Here is a 13,250-nt window from a genome sequence, read left to right on the forward strand (position 1 = left end):
AACTGTGGTGAGACCTGTGATCCGCCCGCCCGTGACCTGCGTGTGACGACGGTCGGGTAAGCAGTCCCAGGACCTTGCGGAGAGCAAGAGGGGGAGCGGTGCCGGAGAACCAGCGACCGGAGTACGACGCTGAGCGGACCACGGCGATGAAGCCGGTCCGCCCGTCGGGCACCGCTTCGGAGCGGACGACGATGATCCCGGCGGGCTCGGTCGACGAGGCCGAGTGGCCGCAGGAGGACACCGCGTGGCCGCAGGACGAGCCGGACGTGGACACCGACCCGGCCCCGACCGTCCGAAACGTGACGACTTCCTCGCCGGACCACGACAACGCGGCGGCTGCCCCCGGCGTCTCTCATGACGTGACGCAGCAGCACCCGACGCGCAACGCGCAGCACAACCCGCCCGCCGGGAACGCGGACGCCACCCAGGCGATCAACCCGGCCGGTGATCAGACGCGCGCTCTCACGCCGCCGTCCGCCGCGGAGCAGACCCGCGCGATCAACACCCCGCCCGGTGGTTTCGGCCGGCCGCCCGGCACCCCGCCCGGTGGTTTCGACCGCCCGTCGAACACGCCGCCCGGCGGTGTCAACCGGCCCGCGAACACCCCGCCCGGTGGCTTCAACCGGCCGCCGTCGCCCTCCGAGGCCACCACGGTGTTCGCCGCGCCGGTGGGCGGCCCGGAACCGGACGCCACCGTCTACGGCCCGGTGATGGTTGACAGCGGCACGGAGGGCGACGAGGCCGACGCCCGCCGCAAGCGCCTGCGCAAGGGCGGCCTGATCGCCGCCGCCGTGCTCGGCGTGATGGTCCTCCTCTACGGCCTGGACATCCTGATCTCCGGCGGTGACGTGCCGCGCGGCGTGTCCGTCGCGGGCGTGGACGTCGGCGGCATGAGCCGCGACGACGCCGAGCAGAAGCTGCGCGACGAGATCGGCCCCCGCCTGGCCGCGCCGGTGAAGGCGCGCGCGGGCGACGTGGACACCGAGATCGACCCGAAGGCGGCCGGCCTGGAGCTCGACTGGACCGCCACGCTGGACCGCGCGGGCACCCAGCCGCTGTCCCCGATCACCCGCGTCACCTCCTTCTTCACCTCCCGCGAGGTCGGCTTCGCCACCCGCAGCGACGAGGGCAAGCTCGCCGCCGCGCTGGAGGGTCTGCGCACCACCACCGACCACGAGCCGGCCGAGGGCGCCATCCGGTTCGAAGGCGCCACGCCGGTCGCGGTCGAGCCCAAGCAGGGCCAGAAGCTGGACGTGCCCGGCTCGTCGGAGAAGCTGCTCGCCGACTGGGCGGGCGGCGGCACGATCGAGCTGCCGGTGGCCACCACCCCGGTCAAGACGACCAAGGAGGGCGTGCAGAAGGCCCTCGAAGAGGTCGCCAAGCCCGCCACCGCCGCGCCGCTGATCATCCTCGGCGAGGGCAAGGACGCGACGCTCACGCCCGAGCACCTGGCCACCGTGCTGGTGTTCGAGCCCGCCGACGACGGCAGCCTGACCGCGAAGGTCGACAACGCGAAGGTCGTCGAGCACGCCGGTCCGCAGCTCAAGGAGACGGAGAAGGAGGGCAAGGACGCCGAGATCGTGTTCGAGAGCGGCCGGCCCACCGTCAAGGAGTCGGTCGACGGGCTCGGCGTCGACTGGGACAAGTCCCTGACCACGGTGATGGACGTGCTGAAGCGCGACAACGACCGCGCGATCAAGGCCGAGTACAAGCACACGCCCGCCAAGGTGACCACCGAGCAGGCGAACAAGATGGGCATCAAGGAGGTCATCGGCGAGTTCCAGACCGGTGGCTTCGCCGCAGACTCCGGCATCAACATCCGCACGGTGGCCGAGAAGGTCAACGGCGCGATCGTGAAGCCAGGCGAGACGTTCAGCCTCAACGGCTACACCGGCCCGCGCGGTCGGGCGCAGGGCTACGTCGACGCGGGCATCATCGAGAACGGCATCCCCGGCCGCGCGGTCGGCGGCGGCATCTCGCAGTTCGCCACGACGCTCTACAACGCCTACTACTACGCGGGCATGAAGGACGCGGGCCACAAGGAGCACAGCTACTGGATCTCGCGGTACCCCAAGGGGCGCGAGGCCACCGTGTTCCAGGACCCGGCGGGCAACAGCGTGATCGACATCAGGTTCACCAACCCGGACGAGACGGGCGTGGCGATCCAGACGATCTGGACGCCGTCGTCGCTCAAGATCGTCCTGTGGGGCACCAAGAACTACGACGTCACCGGCTCGACCAGCGCCGAGTTCAACCACACGCAGCCGGAGGAGCGGAAGGTCTCCACCCAGCCGTGCTCGGCGAGCAACGGCGCGCCGGGCTTCTCGGTGACCGACACCCGCACCATCACCGACCGGCGCACCGGCGTGAGCCGCTCGGAGAGCCGGACGGTCCGGTACGACCCGTCGCACAAGATCGTCTGCGAGCCGAAGCCGGAGACGCCGCCGACGGGCTGACCGGCCGGCCCGACCGGCTGGCCTGGACCGGCTGGCCCGACCGGCCGACGGTCCGGGCTGACGCGGTTCGCGGTGGCCACGACGGGGTATCACCCGTTCGTGTCTACCACTGGGCAAGAGGTGCGAAGACATCCCGCCGTGCAGCTGCTGGGGCGCGCCGGGATGGTCTGCTACGGGTTGGTCCACGTGCTGCTGGCGGTGCTGACGGCGCAGGTGGCGTTCGGTGACGCGGGGAAGCGGACCGACCAGAAGGGCGCGGTGTCGTCCCTCGCCCAGACCGCGGTCGGCCCGGTCCTGCTGTGGGTGGTGGCGATCGGCCTGTTCGCGTTCGCCGGCTGGCAGCTCACCATGGCGGTGTCCGGGTACGGGTGGGTCGCCAAGAAGCGCAAACGCCTCTACCGCAAGTGCGGCTCGGTCGGGCGCGCGATCACGGGCACGGTCATCGGGATCGCGGCGATCGGCTACGCGACCGGGTCGTCGCAGAGCAACTCCACCGAGCAGTCCCAGACGTGGACGGCTCGGGTGCTGGCGCTGCCGTTCGGGCAGGTACTGGTCGGTGCGGTCGCGTTGTTCGTGCTGGGGCTCGGGGTGGCCGTGGCGCGCAAGGGCGTGAAGAAGTCCTTCGAGGACGACTTGGACATGTCGGAGCTGCCCGACGGCAGCCGGGGCCTGGTCGAGCGGCTGGGCCGGATCGGCTGGATCGGCAAGGGCGCGTCGTACGTCCTCATCGGGATCCTGGTCGCGTTCGCCGCGGTGAACGCCGACCCGTCCGAGTCCGGCGGGATGGACAAGGCGCTGCACACGTTGGCCGCGCAGCCGTACGGCCTGTTCGCGCTGGCCCTGATCGCGGTCGGCTTCCTCGGCTTCGGCGCGTACTGCTTCGCCGCCGCGAGGGCGCACAAGGGCTGATCGGGACCGGTTGGCACCAAAGCCGAAGGGCGGCACCCCCGACGTCCGGGGTGCCGCCCTTCGGCTTCGCAGAGCGCTTAGAAAGCGGCCTCGTCGATGTCCATCAGGGAGTTGTCGGTGGCCTCGGCGATCTTGCGACGCGCGGTCAGCTCGGGCAGCACGGACTTGGCGAAGAACGACGCCACCGCGACCTTGCCCTCGTAGAACGCCTTGTCCTTGGCCGAGACCTGGCCGTCGAGCTTGCCCAGCGCCACGTCGGCCTGGCGCAGCAGGAGCCAGCCCACCAGCACGTCGCCCGCCGTCATCAGGAGGCGGACGGTGTTCTGGCCGACCTTGTACAGGTTCCGGACATCCTCCTGCGAGCTGGTCAGGAAGCCGACCATCGTGCCGAGCATGCCCTGGAGGTCTTCCAGGCCCTGCTTGAGGAGCGCGCGCTCCTCCTTGAGGCGACCGTTGCCGGCCTCGTTGTCCAGGAACGTCTGGATCTCGCCGTTCAGGAAGGCCAGCGCCTGGCCCTTGTCCCGGATGATCTTCCGGAAGAAGAAGTCCAGCGACTGGATGGCGGTGGTGCCCTCGTACAGCGAGTCGATCTTGGAGTCCCGGATGTACTGCTCGATCGGGTACTCCTGCAGGAAGCCGGAGCCGCCGAGCGTCTGGAGCGACTGCGCCAGCTGCTCGTACGCGCGCTCCGAGCCGACGCCCTTGACGATCGGCAGCAGCAGGTCGTTGACCTTCTCCGCCAGCTCCTTGTCCGGGACGCCCAGCGCGATCTTGTCCTGCTGCGTGGCCGTGTACAGGTAGACCGCGCGCAGGCCCTCGGTGTACGCCTTCTGCAGCATCAGGCTGCGGCGCACGTCCGGGTGGTTGGTGATCGTGACGCGCGGCGCGGTCTTGTCCGTCATCCGGGTCAGGTCGGCGCTCTGGACGCGTTCCTTGGCGTAGGACAGCGCGTTCAGGTAGCCGGTGGAGAGGGTGGCGATGGCCTTCGTGCCGACCATCATGCGGGCGTACTCGATGACCTGGAACATCTGCGCGATGCCGTCGTGCACCTCGCCGAGCAGCCAGCCCTTGGCCGGGACGCCGTGCTGGCCGAACGTCAGCTCGCACGTGGTGGAGACCTTGAGGCCCATCTTGTGCTCGACGTTGGTGACGAAGGCGCCGTTGCGCTCGCCGGTCGACTCACCGGTCTCCGGGTCGAAGTGCCACTTGGGGACGAGGAAGAGCGACAGGCCCTTGGTGCCGGGCCTCGGGTCGATGCCGGGCCCCTCGGGGCGGGCGAGGACCAGGTGCATGATGTTCTCGGTCATGTCCTGGTCGCCGGACGTGATGAACCGCTTCACGCCGTCGATGTGCCACGTGCCGTCGTCCTGGAGGGTGGCCTTGGTGCGGCCCGCGCCGACGTCCGAACCGGCGTCCGGCTCGGTCAGCACCATGGTGGCGCCCCAGCCGCGCTCGATCATGATCTCGGCCCAGCGCCGCTGCTGCTCGGTGCCGTTCTGGTGGACGACCGAGGCGAAGCTCGGGCCGGCCAGGTACATGTAGGCGGCCGGGTTGGAGCCGAGGATCAGCTCGGACGCCGCCCACTGGACCGACGGCGGGATGCCGAAACCGCCCAGCTCGTTCGGCAGGCCGAGGCGGTACCACTCACCGTCCCAGAGGGTCTGGTAGGACTTCTTGAACGATTCCGGCAGCGTTGCCGAGTGGGTCTTCGGGTCGAAGACTGGGGGGTTGCGGTCGGAGTCGGCGAAGGAGTCCGCCAGCGGCCCGACCGCCAGGTTGTTGAGCTCGGCAAGCACGCCGCGCGCGGTGTCCTCGTCGGACTGCTCGAACGGCCCCGTGCCGAGGTGGTCCTGCACGTTGAAGACCTCGAAGAGGTTGAACTCGAGGTCCCGGACGTTGCTCTTGTAGTGACCCATCTCGTCGCTCACTCCATGCTGGTCGGGGCGGTCCCCTACTGACCGGTAACAACAGGGTATTACCTGTCAGTAACCTCGGCAAGGCCGGTGGCCGGGTTGTGGTGAACCCGACGGGCGTGAGCTGCGGGGTTTCGCGAGGAAGGTTCGCGTTGCCGGAGCAGGCGGTTCGCGCCCGGGGAGCTTCACCCGGGCGGTGTCGGGCACGGGCGAACGGGCTGCCGGGCAACCGGGCTTTCAGGGTTCGGGACGCCTCGGGTTTGGAGCAAGCCTCAGATTTGGAGCACACCGCCGGACAGCAGCCCCGACTGGTAGGCGAGGGACACGGCGTGGGTGCGGTCGCGGGCGCGGAGCTTGCGGAGGATGTTCTTCACGTGCGTCCGCACGGTTTCCACCGACACGTACAGCTCGCTCGCCACGGCCTGGTTCTCCAGCCCGTCCGCGATCAGGTGCAGCACCTCGTACTCCCGGCGTGACAGCGACCGCCGCGTGCCGGCCTCGGCCGTCGGCGTGATCCCGGTGGCGAACGGCGCGAGGGTCGGGTCCAGGTACGGCCGGTCCAGGTGCGCGCGGGTGATGGCCTGCATCACCTCGCCGATCTCGCCGGACCTCGGCACCAGCCCGCGCGCCCCGGCCGACAGCGTCGCGCGCACGAACTTCGCGTTGCGGTGCGGTTCCCGCACCAGCGAGATGACCACCAAGGACGAGTCGTTGCCGGTCAGCAGGGTCGCCAGGTGGCCGTGCGGGTCGAGCATCGAGTCGACCAGCAGCACGTCCGGCCGCAGCCGCTCGTGCATCCGCACCGCCGTGGTCAGGTGTCCCGTCGCGCCCAGCCAGTGCATGGCCGGTGTTCGCCGCACCACGGCGGCCAGCCCCTCGCGGAACAGGGGCAGTGGGTCGACCAGGGCGATCCCCGGCCCAGGGCCTCGCCGCTCGGCGCTGGGCGTGAGCTGGCGCGCGTTGAGAACGGTTCGCATATCGGTGCGACCCCCCGGGGAACCGGCCATGACGCGGGTTGGCCGAACTACTTTCCGTAAATTCGCGGCTCCACCGGTCACGTATATGAACAACAGTCACGAATGTGACTCAATGACCGTCCACCGCCTTCCATCAGAGGCAACGGCCTCGTAAGACGTACGTCACACACCCATGTGGGACGCCGCGCGCCGCCGCCGGACTCCAAGCGCTGCCACCCGTGGGCCGAGCACTCGTGGAGGCCTCATGGACACCCTCGACTGGGTCGTCGTCGGTGGGTACTTCTTCGTGATGGTGGCGATCGGCTACTGGTCACGCGGGCGGATCAAGAACATCGCCGACTTCTTCACCGCGGGCGGCAAGATGCCCTGGTGGTTGTCCGGCATCTCGCACCACATGTCGGGCTACAGCGCGGTCATGTTCGTGGCCTTCGCCGCCGAGGCCTACCGCCTCGGGTTGACCGTCTACATCTGGTGGGCGCTGACGATCGGGCTCGGCGTCGGCATCGGCGCGTTCCTCTGGGCGGGCGCGTGGAACCGGCTGCGCTCCAAGCACGGCGTCAAGTCGCCGCTGGAGTACCTCGCCCGCCGCTACGACGTGCCGACGCAGCAGATCATGGCGTGGGCGGGCGCGGCGCTGAAGGTGGTGGACATCGCGGCCAAGTGGGTCGCCGTCTCGCTGCTGCTCCAGGGCTTCGCGGGCGTCCCGATCTGGCTCGGCATCACGATCGTCGGCGCCGTCACGATGGTCTACTCGGTGCTCGGCGGCCTGTGGGCGGACGCGCTGACCGACTTCGGCCAGTTCATCATCCAGGGCGTGGCCGGCATCGCCATGTTCGTCGCGGTCGCCGCGCACTTCGGCGGCATCGACTTCATGTGGAAGATCTGGGACCAGCTGCCCGAAACGCACTCCGAGCCGCTGTCCGGCCAGTACACGCTGATCTTCTTCATGGCGCTGTTCCTGATCAAGACGCTGGAGTACAACGGCGGCATGTGGAACCTGGCGCAGCGCTACATGGCCGCGCCGACGGGTGCCGCCGCCAAGCGCTCCGCGCTGCTGTCCAGCGTGCTGTGGCTGGTCTGGCCGCTGGTGCTGTTCTTCCCGATGTGGGCGGCGCCGCTGATCGTGCCGGGCATGGAGGGCAACGCCGAGCAGGCGTACGTCGAGATGGGCAAGATGATGCTGCCGGCGGGCATGATCGGCCTGGTGCTGGCGGGTTTCTTCTCGCACACCATGGCGATGGTGTCGTCGGACGCCAACGTGATCTCCGCGGTCATCACGCGGGACATGCTGCCCAGGCTGTGGAAGGGCGTGACGCGGCTCAGCGAGCCCGCGCAGCTGCAGCTGGCGCGGATCACCACGTTCGCGTTCATCGGGCTGAGCATGACGATCGCGCTGACCGCGGACACCAAGGGGTTCGTGCTCAAGGTCGTGATCGCGCTGGTGGCGGCCACGATGGGGCCGATCGCCATCCCGCTGATGCTCGGCATGCTGCCGTGGTTCCGGAAGGTCGGGCCGACCGCCGCGAAGGCCTCGGTGATCGGCGGCCTCGGCACGTGGGCCGTGCTGTACGTGATGCAGCAGAACAAGGTCGAGTTCGTCACGCAGGCGGTGATCGTGTCTTGGCCGCTGCTCCTGTCCCTCGTGCTGTACCTGGTGGTCGGGCTCGTGCTGAAGCCCGAGCCGTCGGCCGACCGGGACGAGCTGGTCGACTCGCTGCGGTCCGACCCCGACGAGGAGAAGGTGTCCGCCCGCGCGTGACGCCTCCCCGGTGATCGGCGGGACCGGTCATCCCCACTGTGCGGACGGGGCTCGAACCCCGTCCGCACAGTGGCGTCGAGGGCGAATTCGTGGGCCGGAAAGCGATTGCGCCCGTTCATACAGTCGGAAGATGGACCGGGAGATCAGGGAGTTCTACGACCGAGGCCTGGAAGAGGACCGGCTGCGCGCCGGCGGGACCGGCCGGCTGGAGTTCCTGCGGACGCAGGACATCGTGCGGCGGTTCGCCGGTGAGCGGAGTCGGGTGCTGGACGTCGGCGGGGCGGCCGGCGTGCACGCGGCGTGGTTGGCGGAGGACGGGCACGACGTGCTCGTGGTCGACCCCGTGCCGTCGCACGTGGAGGCGGCCGGCGCGTTGCCCGGGGTGTCCGCCGTCGTCGGTGACGCCCGTGACCTGCCGGTCGACGGACCGTTCGACGTGGTGCTGCTGCTCGGCCCGCTCTACCACCTGACGACGCGGGAAGACCGGCTGCGGGCGTGGCGCGAGGCGCTGCGCGTGGTGCGGCCCGGCGGGGTTGTGCTGGGTGCCGTGATCGGGCGGTTCGCGTCGCTGCTCGACGGGCTGCGCCGCGAGTTCGTGCAGGACTCGCGGTACCGGGACGTCGTGGCGCACGCGTTGGAGACCGGCCACCACCTGCCGCCGGCGGACACGGTCTGGTTCACTACCGCGTACTTCCACCGTTCAGGCGAGGCTGCCGAAGAAGCACGCGAGGCAGGGCTGGACGTGGTCGGGACGTTCGCCGTGGAAGGCGCGGCGGGGCTGCAGTCGAACGCCGCCCTGGACGCCGTCTACGCCGACCCGGACCGGCTCGACTACCTGCTGTGGGCGTCGCGGCAAGTCGAGCAGGAGGAGTCCGTCCTCGGCGCGTCGCCCCACGTGATCACCGTCGCGCGGTCGGTCGCGCAGGTGACGCCTACCCGTTGATCTGTGGGATCGGTCATCTCCGCTGTGCGGGCACCCGATCCCGCCCGCACAGTGGGGTGCGTGGACGGTTGGCGACCGCAGGACGAGGCCGAGTCGGCCGCCGGGTGGCGGCTGTGGCTGGCGCTGACCAGCCGGCTGTGGCCCCCGGCCGAGTGGGACGGCACGCCGGCGGCGGCCTTGGGCGGGTTGCGGGAAGTGCTGGCCGAGTGCGACGGGATCCGGGGCGCGTGCGCCGGTGACCAGGCGGCGGCGGTGCTGCGGCTGGTCGACTCGGTCGTGTTCGTGGTGAGCCTGCCGCTGGATTTGTGGCGGGACGACGTGCTGCCGGTGGACGCGGACCGGGCGGCGCTGCTGCACAGCGATCTCGCGGGCGTGGTCGAGCACGCGGCCGACGTGCGTGCCGTGCTGGCGCGTGGCGGTGGTTGGGCGGAGCTGGAAGCCCGCTGACGGCTGTGGGGATCGTCGCACCCGGGAACCACTGCCCACGGCGTAGTGTGCGTACTAATGATTAGTGCACAAAACGTCGAGGACCCGCTGGCCCTGGAACGGCAGGTCTGCTTCGCGTTGTCCATCGCGTCCAGGAACGTGGTCGCGCTCTACCGACCGCTGTTGGAGCCCATGGGCCTCACCCACCCGCAGTACCTGGTGATGCTCGCGCTGTGGGGCCGCGCGCCCCTGTCGGTGAAGGAGCTGAGCCGGTTGCTGGCGTTGGAGCCCGCGACGCTGTCGCCGCTGCTCAAGCGGCTGGAGGCGATCGGGTACGTGACGAGGGCGAGGGACGCGGCGGACGAGCGGCTGCTCGCCGTGACGCTGACCGAGGCCGGCGCGGCGCTGCGCGAGCAGGCGTTGGCCATCCCGCCCGCGGTGGTGGAGCGGCTGGGCATGTCGCTGGACGAGTTGCGCGACCTGCACTCGGTGCTGACCAGGGTGATCGCCGCGACGGAGCGGACGTGAACCGGCCCGGCCTGCCACTGCGCGCCTGGTACCTGCTCGGCGGCAGGCTGCCCCGGCACCACCGCGAGTGGGTGTTCCGGCAGGCGACGAAGCCGTCGTGGCTGGTCTGGTTCGCGGTCCGGATGTTCCTCCAGGTGCTGCCGTTGACGGTGGCCATCACGCTGGCGCTGGTGCTGGGCCTGGGTTCCCCGTTGCCGCTGGCGATCGCGTGCGGGTCGTTGGGGCTCGTGGTGGGCGTGTACTTCGGGGTGTCGTACGCGATCGAGAGCACCGACCACCGGATGACGAAGTACGGCTACCCGGCGGGCGCGGCGGCGGCGGTGCGCAAGGAGCGGACGAAGCGGGACCAGGAGCGCTACGAGCAGGTGTGGCGCTCGACGGAAAACGGGTCCTGACCGCCGGGGCCGGTCGCCTGCTGGTGCCACTGCCCCGCCACCCCACCCGACCAAGCCGCCGCGCACGCGGTGGAGCTGCCGGCCGACCTCTGCACGTCCTCGGGTCGGTCGGACTCGTGGCTGCGCCGCCGTCACTAACCGTGCGGCACCACGACGACCTGGTGCTCGTCCTCGTAGACGACCCGACCGGGATCGCACGACTCGACCCGCTCGCACGCCACCCCGTGCGCGGCCAGGATCTCCAGGTACCCGTCGACCCGCTCGATCAGGTGCCGGGCCGACGACTTGAACCACGCCACCGCGCCGGGGTTCAGCTCCCGGTCGTAGACGGTCGGGTCGACGTGCGAGGGCGTCGTGTAGGCCGCGTCGAACCAGGCGTTGTTGTCCCGCCGGAACCGCTCCTGCCCGTCGGTCAGCACCCCGTCCCGCGCCAGCCCGTTGACCAACCAGAACACCCCCGGCAAGAACCCGCGCTCATGCCGGACCGTCCCCTGGAACCGCACGTACACCGTTCGCTCCACGCACCCGATTGTGGCGCGGACGACTCGGGTGCCGTAGTCCCGGTCGATCAACCGCACGTGGACCAGTGCGGTGACGTCCTGGCCCGACTACGACGAAGGCCCAGGTCAACCGGCTTACCGGCGCTGACCTGGGCCTTCGTGCGCTGAGCGGGTGACGGGAATCGAACCCGCCTCTACAGCTTGGGAAGCTGTCGTTCTACCAATGAACTACACCCGCGTGTTGCGTGCCCGATCATACACAGACCCCACCCGACCACCCACCGCCCGTGCCCCGATCGGCCCACCCATAGGCTGTGCCCGTGCTGCTAAGTGACCGTGATCTGCGCAAAGAGGTCGAGTCCGGCCGGTTGGTGCTGGAGCCGTTCGACGACGTCATGGTGCAGCCGTCCAGCATCGACGTCCGGCTGGACCGCTTCTTCCGCGTCTTCAACAACACCCGGTACACGCACATCGACCCGGCGATGCAGCAGGACGACCTCACCTCGCTGGTCGAGCCGGCCGACGACGAGCCGTTCGTGCTCCACCCGGGCGAGTTCGTGCTCGGCTCGACGTTCGAGCTGGTCACCCTCCCGGACGACCTGGCGGGCCGGCTCGAGGGCAAGTCGTCGCTCGGCCGCCTCGGCCTCCTCACCCACTCCACCGCCGGCTTCATCGACCCCGGCTTCTCGGGCCACATCACGCTCGAGCTGTCGAACGTGGCCAACCTGCCGATCACCCTCTGGCCCGGCATGAAGATCGGCCAGCTGTGCCTCTTCCGGCTCAGCAGCGCGGCCGAGTTCCCGTACGGCTCGGCGCAGGCCGGCTCCCGCTACCAGGGCCAGCGCGGGCCGACGCCGTCACGCGCCTACCTCAACTTCCACCGCACCGACACCCAGCGCTAGAGCTCCAGCTCCCCGTACCTGGCCAGCACGCGCGACCGCAGCTCCGGGTCGTTCCGCGGCACCGGCTCCAGGAACACCTCGTCCAGCTCGGCGTGCGCGGCGCGGAGTTCGGCGTCGATCCGGACGCACGCCCGCTCCAGGTCGGCCGCACCGAGCGAGTCGTCGAAGTCGATCCGCGCGCACACCAGCACCCGGTCCGTGCCGACGGCCATCGTCAGCAGGTCCACCACCTGCTCGACCTCCGGCGCCGCCCGCAGCTCCGACCACACCGCCCGCACCAGCACCGGGTCGGCCTGCCTGCCGATCAGCAGCCCCCGGTTGGTCGACGCCAACGTGTACGCGGCGAACGCGAGCAGCACCCCGATCGCCAACGACGCCACGCCGTCCCACACCGACGACCCGGTCACGTGGTGCAGCCCCAGCCCGCCGAACGCCAGCAGCAGCCCGACCAGCGCGGCCGAGTCCTCCAGGAACACCGTCTTCACCGTCGGGTCGTCCGACACCCGCAGGTACGCGAGCACCGACCGCTCCTGTGCCCGCGCCTCCCGCCGCACCTGCCGCACGGCCTGCGTCCACGACACCGACTCCAGCGCGAATGCGACGGCCAGCACGACGTACCCGACCACCGGGCTGTTCTGCTCCTCCGGCGCGCCGAACACGGTCCGGAAGCCTTCGTAGAACGCGAACACCGCCCCCGAAACGAAGATCGACACCGCCGCGAGCAGCGACCAGAAGTACCGGTCCTTCCCATACCCGAACGGGTGCCTGCGGTCGGCGGGCCGGGCGGAGCGGCGCAGCGCCGTCAGCAGCAGGGCCTCGGTGAACGTGTCGGCGACCGAGTGCGCCGCCTCCGACATCATCGCCGCCGACCCGGTGATCACCCCGGCGATCGCCTTCATCACCGCGATGGCCAGGTTCACCGCCAGGGCGAGCAGGACGGTGACCGCGCTGTCGCCGCCCTTCGACCGGTCAGGTGCCATGGCCCGACGTTAGGGCGGAACGGCACGTCCCGCGCGACATGCCGCCGTCGCGTCCGACCCTTTTGGACGGCCGCCGCCACCGTTAGCCTGCGGCATGGGCATTTTGGTGCACGTACTGCTGACGGCGGTGGCGGTCTGGGTCGCCACGCTCATTCCGGGCATCGACCTGGAACCGGGCGCGTCGACCCCGGCGAAGATCGGCACGCTGATCGGCGTCGCGCTGCTCTTCGGCCTGGTCAACGCGGTGGTCAAGCCGCTGGTGAAGTTCTTCGGCTGCCTGTTCTACCTGGTCACGCTGGGTCTCATCGGCCTGATCGTGAACGCGCTGCTGTTCTGGCTCACCGGCTGGCTGGCGAACGAGCTCGGCCTGCCGTTCGACGTCAGCGGCTTCTGGCCCGCGTTCTGGGGCGCGATCATCGTGGCCCTGACGAGCTGGGTCCTGAACCTCGTCTACGACCGCATCACCGACTGAAACCCGGATCGATCCCCGGAACCCGGAACACGACGACGCCCCTCGGTCCGAACAGGACCGAGGGGCGTCGTCGTCCACAAGCGACCGGCC

The 13,250-nt window shown here is 70.2% G+C and carries 13 protein-coding genes and 1 tRNA gene; 9 read left to right on the forward strand and 5 right to left on the reverse strand.

What is annotated here, in order from left to right:
- Positions 1-98 precede the first annotated feature (98 nt).
- Both OQ02_RS01920 and OQ02_RS01925 read left to right on the forward strand, forming a co-directional pair.
- The gene (locus tag OQ02_RS01920; RefSeq protein WP_033436405.1) at positions 99-2,456 is read left to right on the forward strand and encodes a VanW family protein; all 2,358 of its coding nucleotides are present in this window, start codon (positions 99-101) and stop codon (positions 2,454-2,456) included.
- Positions 2,457-2,555: 99 nt separating this feature from the next.
- Positions 2,556-3,365, forward strand: a complete 810-nt coding sequence (locus OQ02_RS01925; RefSeq protein ID WP_063747003.1) for a DUF1206 domain-containing protein — start codon at positions 2,556-2,558, stop codon at positions 3,363-3,365.
- Between the two features lie 77 nt (positions 3,366-3,442).
- On the opposite strand, the gene OQ02_RS01930 is transcribed toward OQ02_RS01925, so the two are convergent.
- The gene (locus tag OQ02_RS01930; RefSeq protein ID WP_033436932.1) at positions 3,443-5,281 is read right to left on the reverse strand and encodes an acyl-CoA dehydrogenase; all 1,839 of its coding nucleotides are present in this window, start codon (positions 5,279-5,281) and stop codon (positions 3,443-3,445) included.
- Positions 5,282-5,550: 269 nt separating this feature from the next.
- Positions 5,551-6,255, reverse strand: a complete 705-nt coding sequence (locus OQ02_RS01935; protein ID WP_033436407.1) for a response regulator transcription factor — start codon at positions 6,253-6,255, stop codon at positions 5,551-5,553.
- Positions 6,256-6,499: 244 nt separating this feature from the next.
- Between OQ02_RS01935 and OQ02_RS01940 the strand changes: the two genes are divergently transcribed.
- The 5 genes from OQ02_RS01940 (at position 6,500) to OQ02_RS01960 (ending at position 10,306) form a co-directional block, all read left to right on the forward strand.
- Positions 6,500-8,014: a sodium:solute symporter family protein gene (locus OQ02_RS01940; protein ID WP_033436408.1), complete on the forward strand. Its 1,515-nt coding sequence runs from the start codon at positions 6,500-6,502 to the stop codon at positions 8,012-8,014.
- A gap of 130 nt (positions 8,015-8,144) precedes the next feature.
- A complete protein-coding gene (locus tag OQ02_RS01945; RefSeq protein ID WP_033436409.1) occupies positions 8,145-8,957 on the forward strand; it encodes a class I SAM-dependent methyltransferase in 813 nt (270 codons plus the stop codon).
- 60 nt (positions 8,958-9,017) lie between these two features.
- On the forward strand, positions 9,018-9,404 hold the full coding sequence (locus tag OQ02_RS01950; RefSeq protein WP_231499833.1) for a hypothetical protein: 387 nt from the start codon (positions 9,018-9,020) through the stop codon (positions 9,402-9,404).
- 57 nt (positions 9,405-9,461) lie between these two features.
- Complete coding sequence (locus OQ02_RS01955; RefSeq protein ID WP_033436411.1) at positions 9,462-9,911, forward strand: MarR family winged helix-turn-helix transcriptional regulator; 450 nt, start codon at positions 9,462-9,464, stop codon at positions 9,909-9,911.
- Positions 9,908-10,306: a DUF5313 family protein gene (locus OQ02_RS01960; protein ID WP_033436412.1), complete on the forward strand. Its 399-nt coding sequence runs from the start codon at positions 9,908-9,910 to the stop codon at positions 10,304-10,306. Before OQ02_RS01955 ends, OQ02_RS01960 begins: the two co-directional genes overlap by 4 nt.
- Positions 10,307-10,440: 134 nt before the next feature.
- On the opposite strand, the gene OQ02_RS01965 is transcribed toward OQ02_RS01960, so the two are convergent.
- On the reverse strand, positions 10,441-10,827 hold the full coding sequence (locus OQ02_RS01965) for a hypothetical protein (protein WP_033436933.1): 387 nt from the start codon (positions 10,825-10,827) through the stop codon (positions 10,441-10,443).
- 146 nt (positions 10,828-10,973) lie between these two features.
- A tRNA-Gly gene (locus OQ02_RS01970) sits at positions 10,974-11,044 on the reverse strand.
- Positions 11,045-11,126: 82 nt separating this feature from the next.
- On the opposite strand from OQ02_RS01970, the gene dcd reads away from it, so the two are divergent.
- Positions 11,127-11,708: a dCTP deaminase gene (gene dcd / locus OQ02_RS01975; RefSeq protein WP_033436934.1), complete on the forward strand. Its 582-nt coding sequence runs from the start codon at positions 11,127-11,129 to the stop codon at positions 11,706-11,708.
- Here dcd and OQ02_RS01980 read toward each other — a convergent pair.
- Positions 11,705-12,688, reverse strand: coding sequence for a cation diffusion facilitator family transporter (locus OQ02_RS01980; protein ID WP_033436413.1), 984 nt, complete (start codon positions 12,686-12,688; stop codon positions 11,705-11,707). The genes dcd and OQ02_RS01980 overlap by 4 nt on opposite strands.
- A 94-nt stretch (positions 12,689-12,782) precedes the next feature.
- On the opposite strand from OQ02_RS01980, the gene OQ02_RS01985 reads away from it, so the two are divergent.
- Complete coding sequence (locus OQ02_RS01985; protein WP_033436414.1) at positions 12,783-13,160, forward strand: phage holin family protein; 378 nt, start codon at positions 12,783-12,785, stop codon at positions 13,158-13,160.
- Positions 13,161-13,250: the final 90 nt, after the last annotated feature.

It is taken from the genome of Saccharothrix sp. NRRL B-16314 (assembly GCF_000716595.1).
Lineage (GTDB): Bacteria > Actinomycetota > Actinomycetes > Mycobacteriales > Pseudonocardiaceae > Actinosynnema.